The sequence below is a fragment of the Rhodococcus sp. ACS1 genome (genome assembly GCF_002300155.1).
Taxonomy (GTDB): Bacteria; Actinomycetota; Actinomycetes; order Mycobacteriales; family Mycobacteriaceae; genus Rhodococcus_F; species Rhodococcus_F koreensis.
In genome coordinates this window covers 114849-130749 of sequence record NZ_NSDZ01000012.1, presented here as the reverse complement: position 1 = coordinate 130749, position 15901 = coordinate 114849, and the positions used below count along the sequence as shown (strand labels likewise).

18 protein-coding genes and 1 riboswitch are annotated in these 15901 nt (G+C 68.4%); of the genes, 3 read left to right on the top strand and 15 right to left on the bottom strand.

Annotation, left to right across the window (positions count from 1 at the left end):
- Positions 1–16 precede the first annotated feature (16 nt).
- The 5 genes from CJ179_RS45155 to CJ179_RS45135 all read right to left on the bottom strand — a co-directional run bounded on the left by CJ179_RS45155 (position 17) and on the right by CJ179_RS45135 (position 4193).
- Positions 17–829: an ABC transporter ATP-binding protein gene (locus CJ179_RS45155; RefSeq protein WP_072945919.1), complete on the bottom strand. Its 813-nt coding sequence runs from the start codon at positions 827–829 to the stop codon at positions 17–19.
- Positions 822–1643, bottom strand: a complete 822-nt coding sequence (locus CJ179_RS45150) for an ABC transporter permease (protein ID WP_072945921.1) — start codon at positions 1641–1643, stop codon at positions 822–824. Before CJ179_RS45150 ends, CJ179_RS45155 begins: the two co-directional genes overlap by 8 nt.
- The gene (locus CJ179_RS45145) at positions 1621–2661 is read right to left on the bottom strand and encodes an ABC transporter substrate-binding protein (protein WP_072945923.1); all 1041 of its coding nucleotides are present in this window, start codon (positions 2659–2661) and stop codon (positions 1621–1623) included. Before CJ179_RS45145 ends, CJ179_RS45150 begins: the two co-directional genes overlap by 23 nt.
- The gene (locus CJ179_RS45140) at positions 2646–3368 is read right to left on the bottom strand and encodes a TenA family protein (protein ID WP_095865915.1); all 723 of its coding nucleotides are present in this window, start codon (positions 3366–3368) and stop codon (positions 2646–2648) included. The genes CJ179_RS45145 and CJ179_RS45140 overlap by 16 nt, the downstream gene beginning before the upstream one ends.
- Positions 3362–3457: riboswitch (TPP riboswitch) on the bottom strand. Its footprint overlaps the gene before it by 7 nt.
- Positions 3458–3515: 58 nt before the next feature.
- Entirely contained in the window at positions 3516–4193 is a 678-nt protein-coding gene (locus CJ179_RS45135) for an NUDIX hydrolase (protein ID WP_095865914.1), read from the bottom strand.
- 112 nt (positions 4194–4305) lie between these two features.
- On the opposite strand from CJ179_RS45135, the gene CJ179_RS45130 reads away from it, so the two are divergent.
- On the top strand, positions 4306–5859 hold the full coding sequence (locus CJ179_RS45130; RefSeq protein WP_095865767.1) for a carboxylesterase/lipase family protein: 1554 nt from the start codon (positions 4306–4308) through the stop codon (positions 5857–5859).
- Here the strand turns inward: CJ179_RS45130 and CJ179_RS45125 are convergent.
- From CJ179_RS45125 to CJ179_RS45100, 6 genes are all read right to left on the bottom strand, one after another.
- On the bottom strand, positions 5852–7093 hold the full coding sequence (locus CJ179_RS45125) for an MFS transporter (RefSeq protein WP_072945929.1): 1242 nt from the start codon (positions 7091–7093) through the stop codon (positions 5852–5854). The genes CJ179_RS45130 and CJ179_RS45125 overlap by 8 nt on opposite strands.
- An 83-nt stretch (positions 7094–7176) precedes the next feature.
- Positions 7177–7701, bottom strand: a complete 525-nt coding sequence (locus CJ179_RS45120) for a DUF3558 domain-containing protein (RefSeq protein WP_095865766.1) — start codon at positions 7699–7701, stop codon at positions 7177–7179.
- A complete protein-coding gene (locus CJ179_RS45115; protein WP_072945934.1) occupies positions 7698–8237 on the bottom strand; it encodes a DUF3558 domain-containing protein in 540 nt (179 codons plus the stop codon). The genes CJ179_RS45120 and CJ179_RS45115 overlap by 4 nt, the downstream gene beginning before the upstream one ends.
- A complete protein-coding gene (locus CJ179_RS45110; protein ID WP_095865765.1) occupies positions 8221–8496 on the bottom strand; it encodes a GNAT family N-acetyltransferase in 276 nt (91 codons plus the stop codon). Before CJ179_RS45110 ends, CJ179_RS45115 begins: the two co-directional genes overlap by 17 nt.
- Positions 8497–8560: 64 nt before the next feature.
- Positions 8561–9751, bottom strand: coding sequence for a DUF4185 domain-containing protein (locus CJ179_RS45105; protein ID WP_095865764.1), 1191 nt, complete (start codon positions 9749–9751; stop codon positions 8561–8563).
- A gap of 110 nt (positions 9752–9861) precedes the next feature.
- Positions 9862–11235: an FAD-binding oxidoreductase gene (locus tag CJ179_RS45100; protein WP_072946160.1), complete on the bottom strand. Its 1374-nt coding sequence runs from the start codon at positions 11233–11235 to the stop codon at positions 9862–9864.
- A 513-nt stretch (positions 11236–11748) separates the two neighbouring features.
- Here CJ179_RS45100 and CJ179_RS45095 point away from each other — a divergent pair.
- Positions 11749–12078 (top strand): hypothetical protein, encoded by a 330-nt coding sequence (locus CJ179_RS45095; protein WP_011594545.1) that lies wholly within the window; start codon positions 11749–11751, stop codon positions 12076–12078.
- 29 nt (positions 12079–12107) lie between these two features.
- Here the strand turns inward: CJ179_RS45095 and CJ179_RS45090 are convergent, their stop codons facing one another.
- Both CJ179_RS45090 and CJ179_RS45085 read right to left on the bottom strand, forming a co-directional pair.
- On the bottom strand, positions 12108–12791 hold the full coding sequence (locus CJ179_RS45090; RefSeq protein ID WP_072945940.1) for a Type 1 glutamine amidotransferase-like domain-containing protein: 684 nt from the start codon (positions 12789–12791) through the stop codon (positions 12108–12110).
- A 5-nt stretch (positions 12792–12796) separates the two neighbouring features.
- A complete protein-coding gene (locus CJ179_RS45085; protein WP_095865763.1) occupies positions 12797–13615 on the bottom strand; it encodes a maleylpyruvate isomerase family mycothiol-dependent enzyme in 819 nt (272 codons plus the stop codon).
- 167 nt (positions 13616–13782) lie between these two features.
- Here CJ179_RS45085 and CJ179_RS45080 point away from each other — a divergent pair, with 167 nt between their 5' ends.
- Positions 13783–15324 carry an AMP-binding protein gene (locus CJ179_RS45080; RefSeq protein ID WP_095865762.1) on the top strand — a complete coding sequence of 514 codons (1542 nt, stop codon included), beginning with the start codon at positions 13783–13785 and terminating at the stop codon, positions 15322–15324.
- 11 nt (positions 15325–15335) lie between these two features.
- Here CJ179_RS45080 and CJ179_RS51875 read toward each other — a convergent pair whose 3' ends face one another.
- Both CJ179_RS51875 and CJ179_RS45075 read right to left on the bottom strand, forming a co-directional pair.
- Entirely contained in the window at positions 15336–15500 is a 165-nt protein-coding gene (locus tag CJ179_RS51875; RefSeq protein WP_167372210.1) for a hypothetical protein, read from the bottom strand.
- Entirely contained in the window at positions 15497–15898 is a 402-nt protein-coding gene (locus tag CJ179_RS45075) for a DUF488 domain-containing protein (RefSeq protein WP_072945947.1), read from the bottom strand. The genes CJ179_RS51875 and CJ179_RS45075 overlap by 4 nt, the downstream gene beginning before the upstream one ends.
- Between the last annotated feature and the right edge of the window lie 3 nt (positions 15899–15901).

Genomic DNA, 15901 nt, shown 5'->3' with positions numbered 1-15901 from the left:
GGAGGCGCCGCGGGTTTCAGCGTCTGCCCGACTCCTGCTCGACGAGGGCCCGCCGCGATTCCTCGTGCAGCACGCCGAGCAGTTCGTGTTCGACGTCCGCGAATTCGGGTGACGTCATCATCGACAGTTCGCGGGGGCGGGGCAGGCCCACCGTCACCTCGCGCCGCACGGTGGCGGGCCGGGCGGACAGCACGACCACCCGGTCCGACAGGTAGACGGCCTCCCGGATGTCGTGGGTGATCATCAGGACGGTCCACCGGTAGCGCTGCCACACGTCCTGCAACCAGGTCTGCATCTCGGTGCGGGTCAACGAATCCAGGGCGCCGAACGGCTCGTCGAGCAGCAGCACGGGCCGGTCCTGGACGACGGTCCGCAGCATCGCGGCGCGCTGTCGCATGCCGCCGGACAGCTGGCTGGGGCGGGCGTCCTCGAACCCGCCGAGACCGAAGACGGAAAACAGTTCCCGGGCTTTGTCCCGCGCCTGTTTCCGGGGCACGCCCTGCACCTCGAGTCCGAGGGTGGTGTTGTCGAGGACGCTGCGCCACGGGAACAGCAGGTCCTTCTGCGGCATGTACGCGCAGTTCGACGGGCCACTGCCCGCGGGACGCACGGGCTCGCCGCCGATCGTGACGGTGCCGGCGTCCGGTTGGTCGAGTCCGGCGAGCATGGCGAACGCGGTGCTCTTCCCGCACCCGCTGGGGCCGATCACCGACACGAACTCGCCCGGTTCGACGGTGAACGAGACGTTGTCGAGGACGGGACGGATGCCGCCGCGGACGGGGAATCCCTTGCTCAGTCCGGACAGTGCGACGCGCGCGGTCTCACTCATGCCGGGCCCTCTCGTTCTTGATCCAGGGGGCGACGACGCGCTCCACCGCGAACGTGAGCAGGTAGAGGCTGACGCTGATCACGGCGGTGACGAGCACCGCCGCCAGCACGAGGTCGGTGCGGAAGGAGTTCTTCTGCGTGGCCATGTAGATGCCGAGACCGGACGTGGCCCCGACGTATTCGGCGAACACGGCACCCACGACGGCGTACGTGATGCCGATGCGCAGGGCGGTGAAGAACCGGGGGATGGCCGAGGGCAGCCGCACGTAGCGGAATTCCTGCCACCGGGAGGCGCCCATGCTGCGCAACAGCGCACCCGCCTCCCGGTCGGCGGCGGCGAAACCCTCGATCAGGCCGATCGTCATGGGGAAGAACGTGGCGAGGGCGATCACGAGGACCTTCGGCAGCAGACCGAATCCGAACCAGATGATCATCAGCGGCGCGATCGCGATGATCGGCAGCGTCTGCGACACGACGAACAGCGGAACGAATGCGCGTCGCAGCCACGGCGAGAAGTCCACGAGCACGGCGAGAGCCCACGCGCAGAGCAGGGACACGGCGAACCCGATCAGCGTCACCTGCAGTGTCGCGGAGGCGTGACCGGAGATGGCGTCCCGCGCCCGCCAACCCTGCTGGACGACCCGCAGCGGCGACGGCAGCACCTGCGGCCGGATACCGCTGACCGTCACGTACACCTGCCACGCGACGACCAGCAGCGCCACGACCACGACCGCGGGCAGTACCCGCCGCAGCAGCGGGGACGTGCCCGGGGCCGGGGTCCGGAGGGTCGGGTCAGGGCTGAGCGAGGTACTCATTGGTGAAATACGTCGACCAGTCGGGTTCCGTGGTCAGCGGTGCCCCGTCGGGGCCAGTGAGCAGGCCGTGCTGGAACAGGAAACCGGAGTACCCCGCCCACTGCTCGGCCGTCTGTGTCCCGACCTTTCCGGAAGCGTCCTTCATGTACTCGGAGGACAGCATCTGCTGGCTCTCCCGCACGAGGGACTCGTCCGTGAAGGCGCCGGGGTTGGCGTCGATCAACATCTGCGCGGCCTCGTCCGGCCGGTCGGCGGCGAACTGGTAGCCGCGCTGCAGGGCCTGGACGAACTTGCGGGCCTGCTCGGGATGCTCGTCCATCCACTGCTCGTTGCCCTCGATGACGAGTGCGTACGCGTCCGGGAAGCCGTAGTCGGTGTAGTGGAAGTAGCGCATCGGGGTGCCCCGGTGCTCGGCCTCGATGCCCTCCCAGCCGAAGAACGACACGGTGAAGTCGGCGGTGCCGGAGTACACGGCCTCGTAGGCCGACGTGCCGAGCGTGACGGTGGTGAATTCGCCCTTGCCGCCGTCGTTCCGGATGATCTGCTTCAGCGTCTCCTCGCCGTCGGGGTCCGCGAAACCGGCGTAGATCTTGCCGTCGAGATCCCGGGGGCGGGTGATGTCGGCGCGATCCGCCTTCACCGCGATGCCCGTCGCCCAGTGCTGCAGCGGGGCCATGACCGACGTGGTCTGGGCGCCCGCGGCCTTCGAGAACGTCGCGGAACTCTGGAAGCTCACGCCGAACTCCGCGTTGCCGGCGTCGACGAGGGTGTCGGGTGAGGTGTCGTTGTACGGCAGAACCTGCACGTCGAGTCCGGCGTCCGCGAACCAGCCCTCCTGCTGGGCGACGAACAGTCCGGTGTGGTTGGTGTTCGGCGTCCAGTCGAGGGCGAATCGGATGGTGTCGTCGGACTGCGAGTCGCCGGCGCAGCCGGTGAGCATCGACAGGGCCGAGACGAGGATGACGGCCGCGGTGGCCGCGCGCTTGGTACGGGAGAAAAGTGTCACGACGCCGGCCATTCCTGCTTGTTGAGTGCGGTGTCCCAGAACATGAGTTCGTAGCGGCTGGCGATCGTGAACGCCTCCACCATCGCCTCGCGCTGGGCTTCGGTCGCGGCCTCCGCGGCGGCGTCCACGAGTTCGCGGGCCTTCGCGACGGCGGCGTGGAACTCCTCCGCGTCGTACGTGGTCACCCACTGTGCGTACGGGTGCGACGGGTCGGCGGCCAGCACGTCCCGGGCGCTCGCCGCCAGCCGGCGTCCCACGTCGGCGTAGATCCAGAAGCACGGCAGCACCGCGGCGGCGGACACCGCGTACGGCTCGGTGGCGGCGACCGCCGTCAGGTAGGAGATGTACCCGAGGCAGGCCTGTGAGTGCTGCGGTTCGGCGTCCGACGCGGGGAGTCGCCCGCTGGTCAGGAGGTTCTGGTGCAATGTCGCCTCGACCGTGGCGGCCTCGGCTGCCGAGCCGGCCCAGAAGCCGGCCTCGACGGGGCCCGGCGCATGCGCGGCGACCAGGGACAGGGCCTTCGCGTACCCGGTCAGGTACAGGAAATCTTGCTCGATGTAGGTGCGGAACACGTCCAGCGGCAGTGTTCCGTCGCCGAGGCGGCGCAGGAACTCGAGTTCGTCGATCGCCTCGCGCAGCACCTTGGTCCGGTCCCACAAGTGGTCCGTGAATCGGGCGTGCTGGCCTGCGCCCGCAGCACCTTGGACAGAGCTATTCACAACGTTGACATCCCTTCGTCAGCATTACCTGAGCAGGTTCCCGGGTGTGTTCTCAGCCCCGCCCGTGCGGAGCACCCCGTGTCAGAACAAGCCGACCCTAGCACCGGCCGTGCCGCGAACGGAAAGGCCCCGGGTGGGTGGACGGGCTCAGCCTGCGAGGAACGCGGCCGCTCCCGGCGGGAGGGGCGCGGGGCCGCGCGTGTAGATCTCGGCGGGCCTGCCGGTCCCGACGACGGCCATGTCGCCGGTGTGCTCGAGGGCGGGCATCATGTGCCGGCGGAACGAGTCCTTCGGGAGGGGACGGCCGAACACCACCTCGTAGACCCGGCGGAGTTCGAGCACCGTGAACGTGTCGCCGGCCAGTCCCGACGGGTCGACGGACCGCGCGTACCGCTCGCGCAGGTTGGCGACGGCGAGGGTGACGACGTCCGCATGGTCGAACGCGAGGTCCTGCGTCACCCGGTCGCCGTCGACGGGGATCAGCAGGGCGTCGCGGGGGAGTGCCGTGCGCGGCAGCGCCGCCCCGTGCGTCATCGACAGCACCCACCCGCGGTCGTCGCGGGCGGGGTCGTCGAACATCGCCAACTGGTGGAACTCGGCACCCGCCAGTCCGGCCTTGATCCGCAGGCACCGCTCGGCGGCGTCCCGCAGCCGCTCGTCCTTGTGGAGGAAGGTGCCCGGAAGCGCGAGCCGGCCCGAACGGTGCGGAACCACAAGCACTTTCAGCTCGGCGCCGTCGACGGTGAGGACGGCGACGTCGACCGCCACGGACGGCCGCGGGTAGTCGAGGAGACTCTTGCCCTCGGGATCGGTCGATGCGGCCACGGAGCACATGTTAGCGCGCGGTTGATCTATATCGCGTTCGAACGGTCCTGCCTGCGCATCGTTGGTAGTTTGGCGAGAGATTCCCGTACGCGCTGCGTGAGGAGATTCGGCCGTGGATGTCGAGAAGTCAGGCGACACACTCGTCGTCCGCGCCCGGGACGGCGACGTGCGCGGCTATCCCGAAGGCGACGTCTACGCGTGGAAGGGCATCCCGTTCGCCGCCGCCCCCGTCGGCGATCTGCGGTTCCGGGCGCCGGCCCCGCCCGCACCGTGGGACGGCGTGCGCGACTGCGTCGACTTCGGCCCGATGGCCCCGCAGGGCCACGGCACCGCCGTCCCGATCGACGCCGGACTCGAGATGGACGAGGACTGCCTGTCGGTCAACGTGTGGGCACCCAGGCCCGACGGCATCCCGCGGCCGGTGATGGTGTGGATCCACGGCGGCGCCTACTGCCTGGGAACCGCGGCCCAGGGCATCTACAACGGGCGGATCCTGTCCACTCTCGGCGACGTCGTGCTGGTCTCGTTCAACTACCGGGTGGGGGCGCTCGGCTTCCTCGACCTGTCGTCGTTCTCGACGGCGGAGCGGGTGTTCGAGACCAACTGCGGGCTGCGCGACCAGGTCGCCGCCCTCGAATGGGTGCGCGAGAACATCGCGTCGTTCGGCGGTGACCCGGACGAGGTGACGGTGTTCGGGGAGTCGTCGGGAGCCGGGTCGATCACCACCCTGATGACGTGCCCGAGCGCGGACGGGTTGTTCCACCGCGCGATCGCCCAGAGCCCACCCGCCACGTCGGTCTACGGCAGCGAGCGGGCGGCCACGGTCGCGAAGCAGTTCCTCGACATCCTCGACGTGGAACCTGCCCGGATCGACACGTTGCTGCGCCTCCCGTACCGCACGGTCATCGAGGCCAGCGACACCCTCGTCAACGAGGTGCCGACGAAGATCCCGGGCACACTCGCCATGGCGCCCGTGGTGGACCGCGACTTCCTGCCCCGCTACCCGGTGGCCGCGTTCCAGAAGGGCTACTCCCACCGGATCCCCCTCATCATCGGTTCCAACAAGGACGAGTCGTCGATCTTCAAGTTCATGAAATCGCCTCTGTTGCCGGTCACTTCGGATTCGGTGCAGGAGATGCTGCGGGCGATCGCGACCGATCACCCGGAACTGCCCGCGGCCCGCCTCGCCGACATCCTGTCTGCGTACCCGGACCGCGGCAAACCGAAGGGCGCACTCGCGATGTCCCGCGACGCCGCGTTCCGGATGCCCGCCCTGTGGGTGGCCGATGCCCACAGCAGGCACTCGCCGACGTGGATGTACCGGTTCGACCAGGCCACCCCGATGCTCAAGGCCGCGCGCATCGGAGCCGGGCACGCCACCGAACTCCCGTACGTCTTCGGCAATTTCGACACCCTCAACATCGACCCGACGTTCTGGCTCGGCGGCCGGAAGACGGCACTCGAGGTGTCGGGCCGCATCCAGCGCCGGTGGCTCGCGTTCGCGCGGCACGGTGTCCCCGCCGCCCTGGACGCGTCCAAGCACTGGGCCCCCTACGACGAGGAGGACCGCGCCACGTTGCTGATCGACGGCGCGGACACGCTGGTGAAGGACCCGGACCACGAGATGCGGGTCGCCTGGGGCAACGACGTCATGGGGTTCAACTGACTGGCACCTTCTCGTCCAGTTCCTTCAGCACGGGCAGCGCGAAGCACGCCAACCCGATGATCAGGACCGGGATCGCGAGCACGAAGAACGTCGGCTGGATACCCCACTTGTCGAGGATCGGGCCGGCCAGCAGGTAGCCCAGCGGACCCGCCGCATACGCCGTGGACGTCATGACCCCGGTGACCCGGCCGCGCATGTGCTCCGGACTGCGAGTCTGCATGGCGTAGTTGGCGATCGGGCCGACCGGACCGAACACCAGACCCTGCAGGAGAGCCAGCGCCAGAATCGCCCACAGCGGCGGCAGGAACGCCATCGCGACCATCGCTGCGCCCAGCACCGTCACCGCCACCACCATCAGCATCCGGCGCGACACGAACGGCGCGAGCGGTCCGTAGGCGAGGGCGCCCACCACGCCGCCGATGCTGAGCGCCATCAGGACCGAACCGAGTTGCGCAGGTTTGTCGAGTTCGGTGAAGTACACCGGGAACACCACTGACTCGACCGGCATGTACAGCGCGACCACCGCCATGTCCACGAGCGCGATCGTGCGCAGGAGCCGGTTGTGCCACACGAACTTCAATCCCTCGAGCGTGCCGTGCCAAATGGACGTCGGGCGCGTGGCGGTGTCCGGTCTGCCGGCGTGCTCGAGACGCAGGAACGCGATCGTCGCAACGGACAGCACGAACCCGGCGGCGGCGACCCACAACGTGTTCACCGCACCCACGGTGGCGATGAGGACGCCGCCGATGCCCGGGCCGACGAGATACGCCACGTTGTAGTTGGCCTCGTAGAGACTGTTCATCCGGTCGAGTGACCACCCCGCGGACTTCGTGGCGGCGGGCAGCATCGACTCCCTGGCCGCGATGCCGGCCGGATCGAACGCGGCGCCGATCGCGGCGAGGACGGCGATCACCGTGACGGTGAGGCCCGTCGTGGTCGCGATCACCGGGATGGCCGCCACGGACAGGGCCGACAGGCAGTCGGAGATCAGCGACGTGCGGCGTCGTCCGAACAGGTCGACGAACGTGCCCGCGAACAGGCTCGACAGCAACAGCGGGAGGGTGGCCGCGCCCGCGACGATCGCGGCGTCCGATGCGCGACCGGTCTGCTCGAGCACGAGCCACGGCAGCACGACGATCACGATGCCGTTGCCCGTGGAGGAGAACAGGGTCGCGACGTTCAGGAGGATCAGGGGCCCGAACCGGCGAGTCACAGCCGTCTCGGTGGCGGTCACGGCAAGGTCCTCTGGTCGGCTCGGTCGGTGGTCCTTCGACGCTAACAGCGAGGTCGTGGCCACCGCGAGCGAATTTTCGGCCGCTACTGGTTGCGTTGCAGAGTCAACTCGGCGAGCGTGCGCGCACCGTCGCACGGGTCGCCCGTCCCGGACCGTTGCTGCACCCACCACGTGATGACACCGGAGTAGGCGGCGGTGATCCCACACGTCGCCGAATCACCCGGCCGCCGGGCGCTGAACGCCGACGTGCCCGCGATCGTCGTGGTCTCCACCTGATAGCCCAGCTGGTCCGCCACCGCCCGCTCCCGCTGCAACGAGTTGTTCTCGAACCAGCCGAACGTGACGTCGATCGATCCGGCGGCGGACGACACCGTCCACATGCACACTGCACCGTAGAAGTACTGGTCGATGCCTGCGCCGTGCAGTGTCTCCACGATCTTGTCGTTGGGGACGGCGTCGCATTCGCGCAGGAGCTTGTCGAACTGCGGCGAGCCGTCGTCGGAGGAGGCGGCACCCTCGGGCAGGGGAGTGCCCGTGACGGACGTGCCGCAGCCGGCCAGCGCCATCGCCGACGCGACCGCCGCGGCGAGTCGCCGGCGGCCGGTCATTTGGCCTTCTCCAGCGTCAGCCGGCCGAGCGCGGTCGGTGCCTCGCACGGATCGGAGGGTGCACTGCCCGTTCCGTAGCGGACCAGCCAGTGCACGAAGTCGGAACCGGTGCCGAGCGCGACCTCGCAGAACCCGACGTTCTGCGACGAAAACCCGCGATGCCCGGCGATCTCGAGGTCGTGGACCTCGTGACCGATGCCCTTGGCCACCGACCGCTCCCGGTCGATGGGGCTGCCGCGGTACCAGGTGAACATCACGTACCGTTCGCCGCCGTCCGCTTCCCACCGGCACTTGATGCCGTTCCGCGACACCGGGGTGAGCCCCGCGATCCGCGCCCGCTCGTACACTTCGGCGTCGGTCAGCGAGCCGCATTCACCCACGAACGGGCCGGGCTGCACGGCCACCGAGGTGGTCGGCGCGGATGCCGGATCGGTGTCCGAACCGCCGCCGGAACCGCAACCGGCCAGCACGACCGTCGCCGCGAGAAGACACGTCGCGCGGACGGCCGGGCGGAGCGGATCAGACGAGCTCCGCATAGCTCGGATTCTCGGCGATGTACTTCTCCACGTACGAGCACGACGGGATCACGGCGAGCCCACTGGACTTCGTGTCGTCGAGGGCGGCCTTCACCACCACCGCCGCCAGACCCTGCCCGCGGAACTGCGGATACGTCACGGTGTGGTGGAAGTCGCGGGCGCCGTTCCGCTCGAAGTAATAGGCGTATCCGGCCAGCTGGCCGTCGAGGTAGATCTCGAACCGGGATTCCGACACGTCGTGTTCCACCGTGGCCGCCACAGATCGCTCCTCTGCTCGTGTGGCGTGCGCGCTGTCCCGCGCACGCTGTCACTCGCAGATTACGTCAGTCCGCGAGGTTGGTGCGCAGCAGCATGACGTTGTAGTCCGACCAGGTGGTGGCCAGGAAATACAGGTCGGATCCCTTCGACCACGGGTGCATGTACGCGCCGTACAGCTCGGGCACGTCCCGGCTGCTCACGAGCACTTCGGGTTCGCTCCAGCCGGATTCGAGGTGGTCGGAACGGCGCATCACCACCGAGTTGCCGGCATCGGTGTACATCGCCACGAACTGACCGAGGTATTCGTTGAACTGCACGGACAACTCGCTGACCGGTCCGGCGATCACCGGTGTGGCGACGGTGGCGTTGGCCTTCACCCACGCCCTGCCGTCCCAGTACTCGTACAGCGTGAGGTTCCGGATGTCCGCCTCCTTCACCCGCGACAACCGGGCGTCGCCGGAACGCCCCGAGGGGGTGCCGAATGCGTAGACGAATCCGTCGTGCTTGACGTACGAGCCCATCTGGAAGTTCTCGGCGCCCGTGCCCGGCACGTTGGGCCGCAGCGTCAGGGGATCGGTGACCCAGTTCTCGCCGTTGTCCACGGAGTACGCGATGCCGGACGCGTTGGTGTCCCACTCGCCCGGGGCGCCCCAGCTGCGCACCGACATGTAATTGATGTACTGCGTCGCGGCCGGGCCCTCGCCGACCGAGATGCCGGTGGTGGGGATGACGGTCTGCTCCACGCCCGGGATCTTCTGGCTCTGGATGATCTCCTTGGAATGGTTCGGCAGATCGACCGGGGAATTGTCGATGCCCATCCCGTCGGTGAGGTCCTTGTCGGAGCTGCGCAGCAGGATGTTGCTGCGCCAGTCGCCGACCAGACCGCACAGCGGGTTGTCGCTCAGCCCGACGGTGTCACCGAACGCCGTGAGGATCTCGCCTCCGCCGTTGTCCCACATGATGCCGAGGTCGGTGCCGAGTACCCGGAACCTGCCGATCGTGTCGTTGGGGCTGCGAGGCCCGGTGATGTGCGCGATTGCCTGAGTTTTGCCACGCAGCTCGGGAAGGCGGCCGTCACTGCCGTTGAGCCAGGGGATGGGATTGATGCCCTGGCCCGAGCCGCTCGATCCGAGGCTGCCGGTTCCGCCGAGGCACGGCGCCGCCGCCGCAACAGGGGGCGCCATCACGAAAAACGTGCAGGTGGAAGCGAGTAAGGCGGGCATCGCCAGGGAGGCGACACGGCGGAGTCTGGTCACGAGCGCACCTCTCTGCGACGAGTCGAGTTCGGTCCGGTCACGCTAGCAATACCTCACCTGTCACACCAGTCCCTTGGGTAACCATTGGATATCGCACCCGCCCTGGGTAGCTACAGGATCGCTCCGGGGTTGAGTATCCCCAGCGGGTCGAGTGCCGTCTTGATCCGCTGCGTCAATTCCATGACGTCCGGGCCCAACTGGTCGGGCAGCCAGGCCTTCTTCAAGCGGCCGACACCGTGCTCGCCGGTGATCGTGCCGCCGAGAGCGATTGCGAGGTCCATGATCTCGCCGAAAGCGAGGTGGGCGCGCTCGGCCATCGCGGCATCCTCGGGGTCGAACACGATGAGCGGGTGCGTGTTTCCGTCGCCGGCATGGGCGATCACCGCGACCATCACGTCACGTTCGCGGGAGATGGCCGCGATTCCCTCCACCAGCGCAGGCAGTTTCGGCAGCGGGACCCCGACGTCCTCGAGGAGCAGGGTGCCCAGTCTCTCGACCGCGGGGATCGCGAATCGTCGTGCCGCGGCGAACGCTTCGCCCTCGTCGGGGTCGTCGGTGGTGAAGACCTCGGTCGCGCCGTTTGCCGTGCAGGCGTCGGCCATGACGGAAATCTCTTCGGCCGCAATCGAACCGGGGGCGTCCGACCGGGCGATGAGCATCGCCTCCGCCGTCCGGTCCAGGCCCATCTTCAATGCGTCCTCGACGGCGCCGATCGAGGCGCGGTCCATGAACTCGAGCATCGACGGTCGCAGCGTGCGGGTGATGGCCAGCACGGTGTCGGCGGCCGCCTGCACGGAGGCGAACGACGCGACGAGGGTGCTCGCAGGCGGCTGGGCCGGGATCAGCCGCAGCGTCGCCTCCGTGACGATGCCGAGTGTTCCCTCGCTCCCGACGAACAGCTTGGTCAGCGACAGGCCGGCCACGTCCTTCAGCCGCGGGCCGCCGAGGCGCACGTCCGTCCCGTCCGCGAGAACCACCCGCAGCGCGAGGACGTAGTCGGTGGTGACGCCGTACTTGACGCAGCACAGCCCGCCCGCGTTGGTCGCGACGTTGCCGCCGATCGAGCACATCTCGAACGACGACGGATCGGGCGGGTACCAGAGGCCGTGTTCGGCGGCCGCGGCCTTGACCTCGGCGTTGAGCAGCCCCGGTTCGACGACGGCGATCCGCGTCACCGGGTCCACCTCGATCCGGCGCATGCGCTCGGTGCTGACCACCACGCTGCCCGCCACGGCGGTGGCGCCGCCACTGAGCCCGGAGCCGGCGCCGCGCGGGATCACGGGGACGCGGTGCTCGGTCGCCCAGCGCATCACCACCTGGACTTCCTCGGTGGTCGCGGGGCGGGCGACGGCGAGGGGGAGGACGGCGTCGGGATCGCGCGCCCAGTCCTGGCGGTAGGACGCCAGGACGTCCGGATCGGTGACGAGGCAGCCCCGGGGGAGCGCGCTCGTGAGCGCCGCGAGTGCGTCGTCGGTGACCGTCATCGTGACTCCTGGAATGCGGGTGTCGGGGACCTCGACGGTAGCCCGGCGAACGGCGAGTGTCCGCGAATTGGTCATTCGTCCAACTGAACCGATTCCGACCGTGTTTCCCGGATATCGCTCCAACCTGGACGTTCGGTGCAGAAGCGACCCCCCAATAGCCCATCTGTTAGTTACTTACGCGTAGGAGTCTCACGATGTGGGATCAGGGGGGTGAATTTTTTCGGGGGGTCCACCGATGGGGTATGCAACCGTGCCCGGAGGGGAAAATGCTGGTAGAGGCGTCCCGCGAACCGGGCGGACCCGGACAAATCGGGTGTAACACAGGTCACATTCGCCACTCTGTTACCGGATCGTATCGACCAGGCAATGCAAAAACCCACTTCTACGGGTTAGCGTCTTGCATCGTCAAACACCGGCGAGGCGTTACACCCAAACGGAGATTCTCACGAAATGTGAGCCAGAACACCGTTGGGGCCGGGTTTTGCCGCACCGACCCTGGAAGGACCCGCACCGATGAATGCACTCCACCGAGATCCCAGCAGCTACATCTCCGCGATGTTCTCGTACGAGTTCCTCGATGGTGGTATCGACTACGACTCCATCGAGCAGATCCACCGTGGCGAGTTCGACGAATGGATCTTCGCACTCGCCGGTTCGGGATTGTTCACCAACGAGGAAGTTCGGTCGATGGTCCAGGAATGGCGCCTGAACCCGAAGACCCTCCTGAACACGCTCCTCGCCGACGCGGACGAAGTCACCGCCAAGCGCTGCGAGGTCACCTGGGCCGCACTCGACCGCGTCGCCCCCTTCACGCCGTCCGTGCCGGTCGCCGTCTTCGGCTGAAGGCCTTCCCGCCGCAGGGCTCGCCGTCGTCAGACGAGTTCGGTTCGATCTCCGTTCACGACGATCGCCTGATCGTCCGTCAAGGTGCGGTACTCGATGCCGGCGAGCCTCAGGGCGTCGATCGTGCGCCGAACGGCGGCCACGTCCTCCAAGGGCACCGCGTTCTCGGCCCCTGGAAGCTCCGCAGGCGGGTGATGCGGCACGATCGCGAAGCCCACCATCCCCAGTCCGTCCCAGCGCGGCTCCACGCCACACGTCGCGACCACCTCCGCCGGGTCATCGGAGGAGTCGAGACCGTGCAGCGTCGGAGTCATCACGCACGCCCCCGCGCTGTAGCCGGCGTACACGAGCGAATCACTCGCCAACAGTTCCGGGATCACCCGATCCGCCCCACTCCGGGCCATCTGCGCGCGCAGCACGAACGTGTTCCCGCCGCGCACCCACACCATGCCGAACCCGTCGAGCCGCTGCCTCAGTGCGGCCGCACGCGGCTGCCCGTCGTCGCCGATGTAGTCGCGTAGATCCACCTCCTCCGCGGTGAAGCCCAGGCGCGTCAGCGGCATCACGTCACTCACGACCGCGGACGTCCGCGCCGTCCGCGGCCACGCATCCGCCGCAGCCGCGATCACCCCGACGCGCCCCGGACGGCCGACGAGCGACATCAGCGGCGCGGGATCCGCGCCGAACCGGTACGAGGACAGGAACAGGCGCACCGCGGTCAGATCGTGAACGCGAGGTTGTCGACGATCCGCTTGCCCGCGTCGGTGTCGCCGCGCAACGCGATCTCGTCGCGGTGGTCCGCGGCCGTCGTCCTGCCGCCTGCCAGCCGGGTGAACAGCCGGGAGTCGAGAGTCACCGTCGTGGTGGCCTCCGACGGCAGTTCGTCGACCACCGCGGCCCTGCCGTCGACGGCGATGTGGATGTTCCGCGCGAGCGGTCCCGTCAGCTCGAGCGTGATCCTCGACCCGTCCGGAGCCTTGCCGCGCTTGCCGACGAGGAATGCGACGGCGCCTGCGATCTCCGCGAACGCCGTCTCCCCGCGCAGGCCGCCCTCGTCGCCGGGCAGCCCGAGTGCGTCCCGCAGGTCGAGCTCGTGCATCCAGCAGTCGAACACGCGGATGCGCATGAACCGGAGGTAGGGCGCCGGCCCGACCGGCGTGGTGGTCTCGGCCGCGAACATCTCGTCGGTCATCTCGCCCAGCTCCGACCGCCTGCGGGCGACGATCATCCGGAAACGCTCGAGCATTTCGGTGCCGGAGCACCCCCGCAGTCCCTCCACCCACTGTTCGTTGAACGCACCGATCTCGTTGCGCACGTGGGCGAGGCCGCGGACGTCGATGGTGGTGTGCGGCGCGGAGATTCCGGCGAGCAGCGACTCCGTGCCGATGAGATGCGCGGTCACGTCGTGCACCGTCCACCCGGGCAGGGCGGTGGGCGTGAACCACGCGTCGCCGGACAACGAGGACAGCACGTCGTCGAGTACGTCCCATTCCTCGAACAACGCGTCGAGGATCGATTCCTTCTGTAGGGCATTCACGGGTCGTACGCCTCCTTTTGCCTCAACTCTAGGACCTTCCGCCCGACAGGCCGAGCATTTTCGCCGCGGGTGGGCGAATGTGCCGGTGAGAGCGTCGAAGGCCTCCCCGTCCAGGGTTCGGTGTGGTAGACCGAGGGCGAGAATCTCCATTAACAAAAGGAGTGCGGATGTTCCCTGGAAACTTCGTGGCGACCACCCCGGACAAGCCCGCCGTCATACGTCCCTCGACGGGGGAGCGGCTGACCTACCGGGAGTTGGACGAGCGGTCCACCCGCCTCGCACGGCACCTGCGCTCGCTCGGCCTGAAGGTCGGCGACCACCTGGCGCTCGTGTCGAGCAACGACCTCCGGGTCCTCGAGGTGTACTGGGCGGCGCTGCGATCCGGGCTGTACATCACCGTGGTGAACTGGCACCTCACCCCGGAGGAAGCCGGTTACGTCGTCGACGACTGCGGAGCCGAGGTGCTCATCGTGTCCGCCGACGCGGGCGGCGCTGTGCCCCGCGACCGGAATCAGCTGCCCCGCGTCCGCCACCGGCTCGTGTACGGCGGTGCGCTGGACGGATTCGACAGCTACGAGGACGCCGTGGCGGCGCAGTCGGCCGAAACGCTCGATTCGCAGCCCCGCGGGCAGGACATGCTGTACTCGTCGGGCACCACCGGCAGGCCCAAGGGGATCAAACCCGCACTCCCCGAGGGGGAAGTGGACACGACGACGGACCCGTACACCGCGGTGTTCGCCCCGATGTACGGATTCGATTCCGGCACCGTCTATCTGTGCCCGGCACCGCTGTATCACGCCGCGCCGCTGCGCTTCTGCGGCACCATCACCTCCGTCGGCGGCACGATCGTGCTGATGGACCGTTTCGACGCCGAGGAATCACTGCGGCTCATCGAGGAGTACCGGGTGACCCACAGTCAGTGGGTTCCGACGATGTTCGTCCGGATGCTCAAGCTGCCGAAGGACGTTCGCGACAAGTTCGACGTGTCGAGTCTGAAGGTTGCGATCCACGCGGCGGCGCCGTGCCCGCCCGACGTGAAGCGGTCGATGATCGACTGGTGGGGTCCGGTCGTCCACGAGTACTACGCCTCCACGGAGGGCGCCGGTGCCACGTTCATCGACAGCGCACAGGCACTCGCCAAGCCCGGGTCGGTGGGCCACGACGGGGTCATGGGCACCGTCCACATCTGCGACGACACCGGCGCGGACGTCCCCGTCGGCGACATCGGAACCGTCTACTGGGAACGGGAGGAGCGACCGTTCGAGTATCATAACGACCCCGCGAAGACCGACTCCGCGACGCACCCCGACCACCCGACGTGGACGACGAGCGGCGACATCGGGTACATCGACTCCGACCGCTTCCTCTACCTCACGGACCGGGCCGCGTTCATGATCATCTCGGGCGGAGTGAACATCTACCCGCAGGAGTCGGAGAACGTTCTCACCATGCATCCCAAGGTGTTCGACGTCGCGGTGATCGGCGTACCCGACGAGGAGATGGGCGAACAAGTCAAAGCCGTCGTGCAACTCGTCGACGGGGTGGAACCGTCGGACGCCGTCGCCCGCGAGCTACTCGACTACGTGCGGGAGCGGGTCAGTCACTACAAGGCTCCCCGCAGCATCGACTTCTCCGACGACCTGCCGCGCACCCCCACCGGCAAACTCGTCAAGCACAAACTCCGCGCGCGGTACCTGAACGCCGGCTGAACCCCCGACCGTCACCTGTCCCGTGCCGCACCGCAGCGCGGGCAGGTGCTCGCGGTCCGGTCGGTGAGGAACAACCCGCAGTCGGGGCACACGCGGTCGAGCCAGCAGACCGGATCGCCGCCGACGTCGCCGTCCGGTTCGGTGATGGGCACGGCCTCGTCGCCGGGAAACGTCACAACCGATCCAGCATGTATTCGGCGAGGACCTCGGCATGACTGTGACTGACGTCCTTCGTCGCGGTGAGCAGAACGATCGGCCGCCCCTGCGCCAGTTCCTGCACCCGTGCGACCGCCTTCCGGCCGGTCGGTGAATCGAGCTCGTGGACGTACCGCTCGCGGAACTCGCTGAACGCGGCAACGTCGTGCGAGTACCAGTGACGCAACTCCGTCGACGGCGCCAGGTCCTTGGCCCAGTCGTCGAAATGGAACGCGTCCTTGCGCAGCCCCCGCGGCCACAGCCGGTCCACGAACAGTCGCAGTCCATCGCCCTCGGTCGGATGGTCGTAGACCCGCTCGACGATCACCGGCGGATCCGCGGTGACGTCCTCCGCGCTCCGTTCCTTCGGTTTGCTCATGGC

What these genes read in the sequence shown, in the direction of transcription:
- CJ179_RS45155 (WP_072945919.1), bottom strand. Translation starts at nt 829, where the DNA reads ATGAGTGAGACCGCGCGCGTCGCACTGTCCGGACTGAGCAAGGGATTC.
- CJ179_RS45150 (WP_072945921.1), bottom strand. Translation starts at nt 1,643, where the DNA reads ATGAGTACCTCGCTCAGCCCTGACCCGACCCTCCGGACCCCGGCCCCG.
- CJ179_RS45145 (WP_072945923.1), bottom strand. Translation starts at nt 2,661, where the DNA reads ATGGCCGGCGTCGTGACACTTTTCTCCCGTACCAAGCGCGCGGCCACC.
- CJ179_RS45120 (WP_095865766.1), bottom strand. Translation starts at nt 7,701, where the DNA reads ATGACCGGCCGCCGGCGACTCGCCGCGGCGGTCGCGTCGGCGATGGCG.
- CJ179_RS45115 (WP_072945934.1), bottom strand. Translation starts at nt 8,237, where the DNA reads ATGCGGAGCTCGTCTGATCCGCTCCGCCCGGCCGTCCGCGCGACGTGT.
- CJ179_RS45100 (WP_072946160.1), bottom strand. Translation starts at nt 11,235, where the DNA reads ATGACGGTCACCGACGACGCACTCGCGGCGCTCACGAGCGCGCTCCCC.
- CJ179_RS45095 (WP_011594545.1), top strand. Translation starts at nt 11,749, where the DNA reads ATGAATGCACTCCACCGAGATCCCAGCAGCTACATCTCCGCGATGTTC.
- CJ179_RS45080 (WP_095865762.1), top strand. Translation starts at nt 13,783, where the DNA reads ATGTTCCCTGGAAACTTCGTGGCGACCACCCCGGACAAGCCCGCCGTC.
- CJ179_RS45075 (WP_072945947.1), bottom strand. Translation starts at nt 15,898, where the DNA reads ATGAGCAAACCGAAGGAACGGAGCGCGGAGGACGTCACCGCGGATCCG.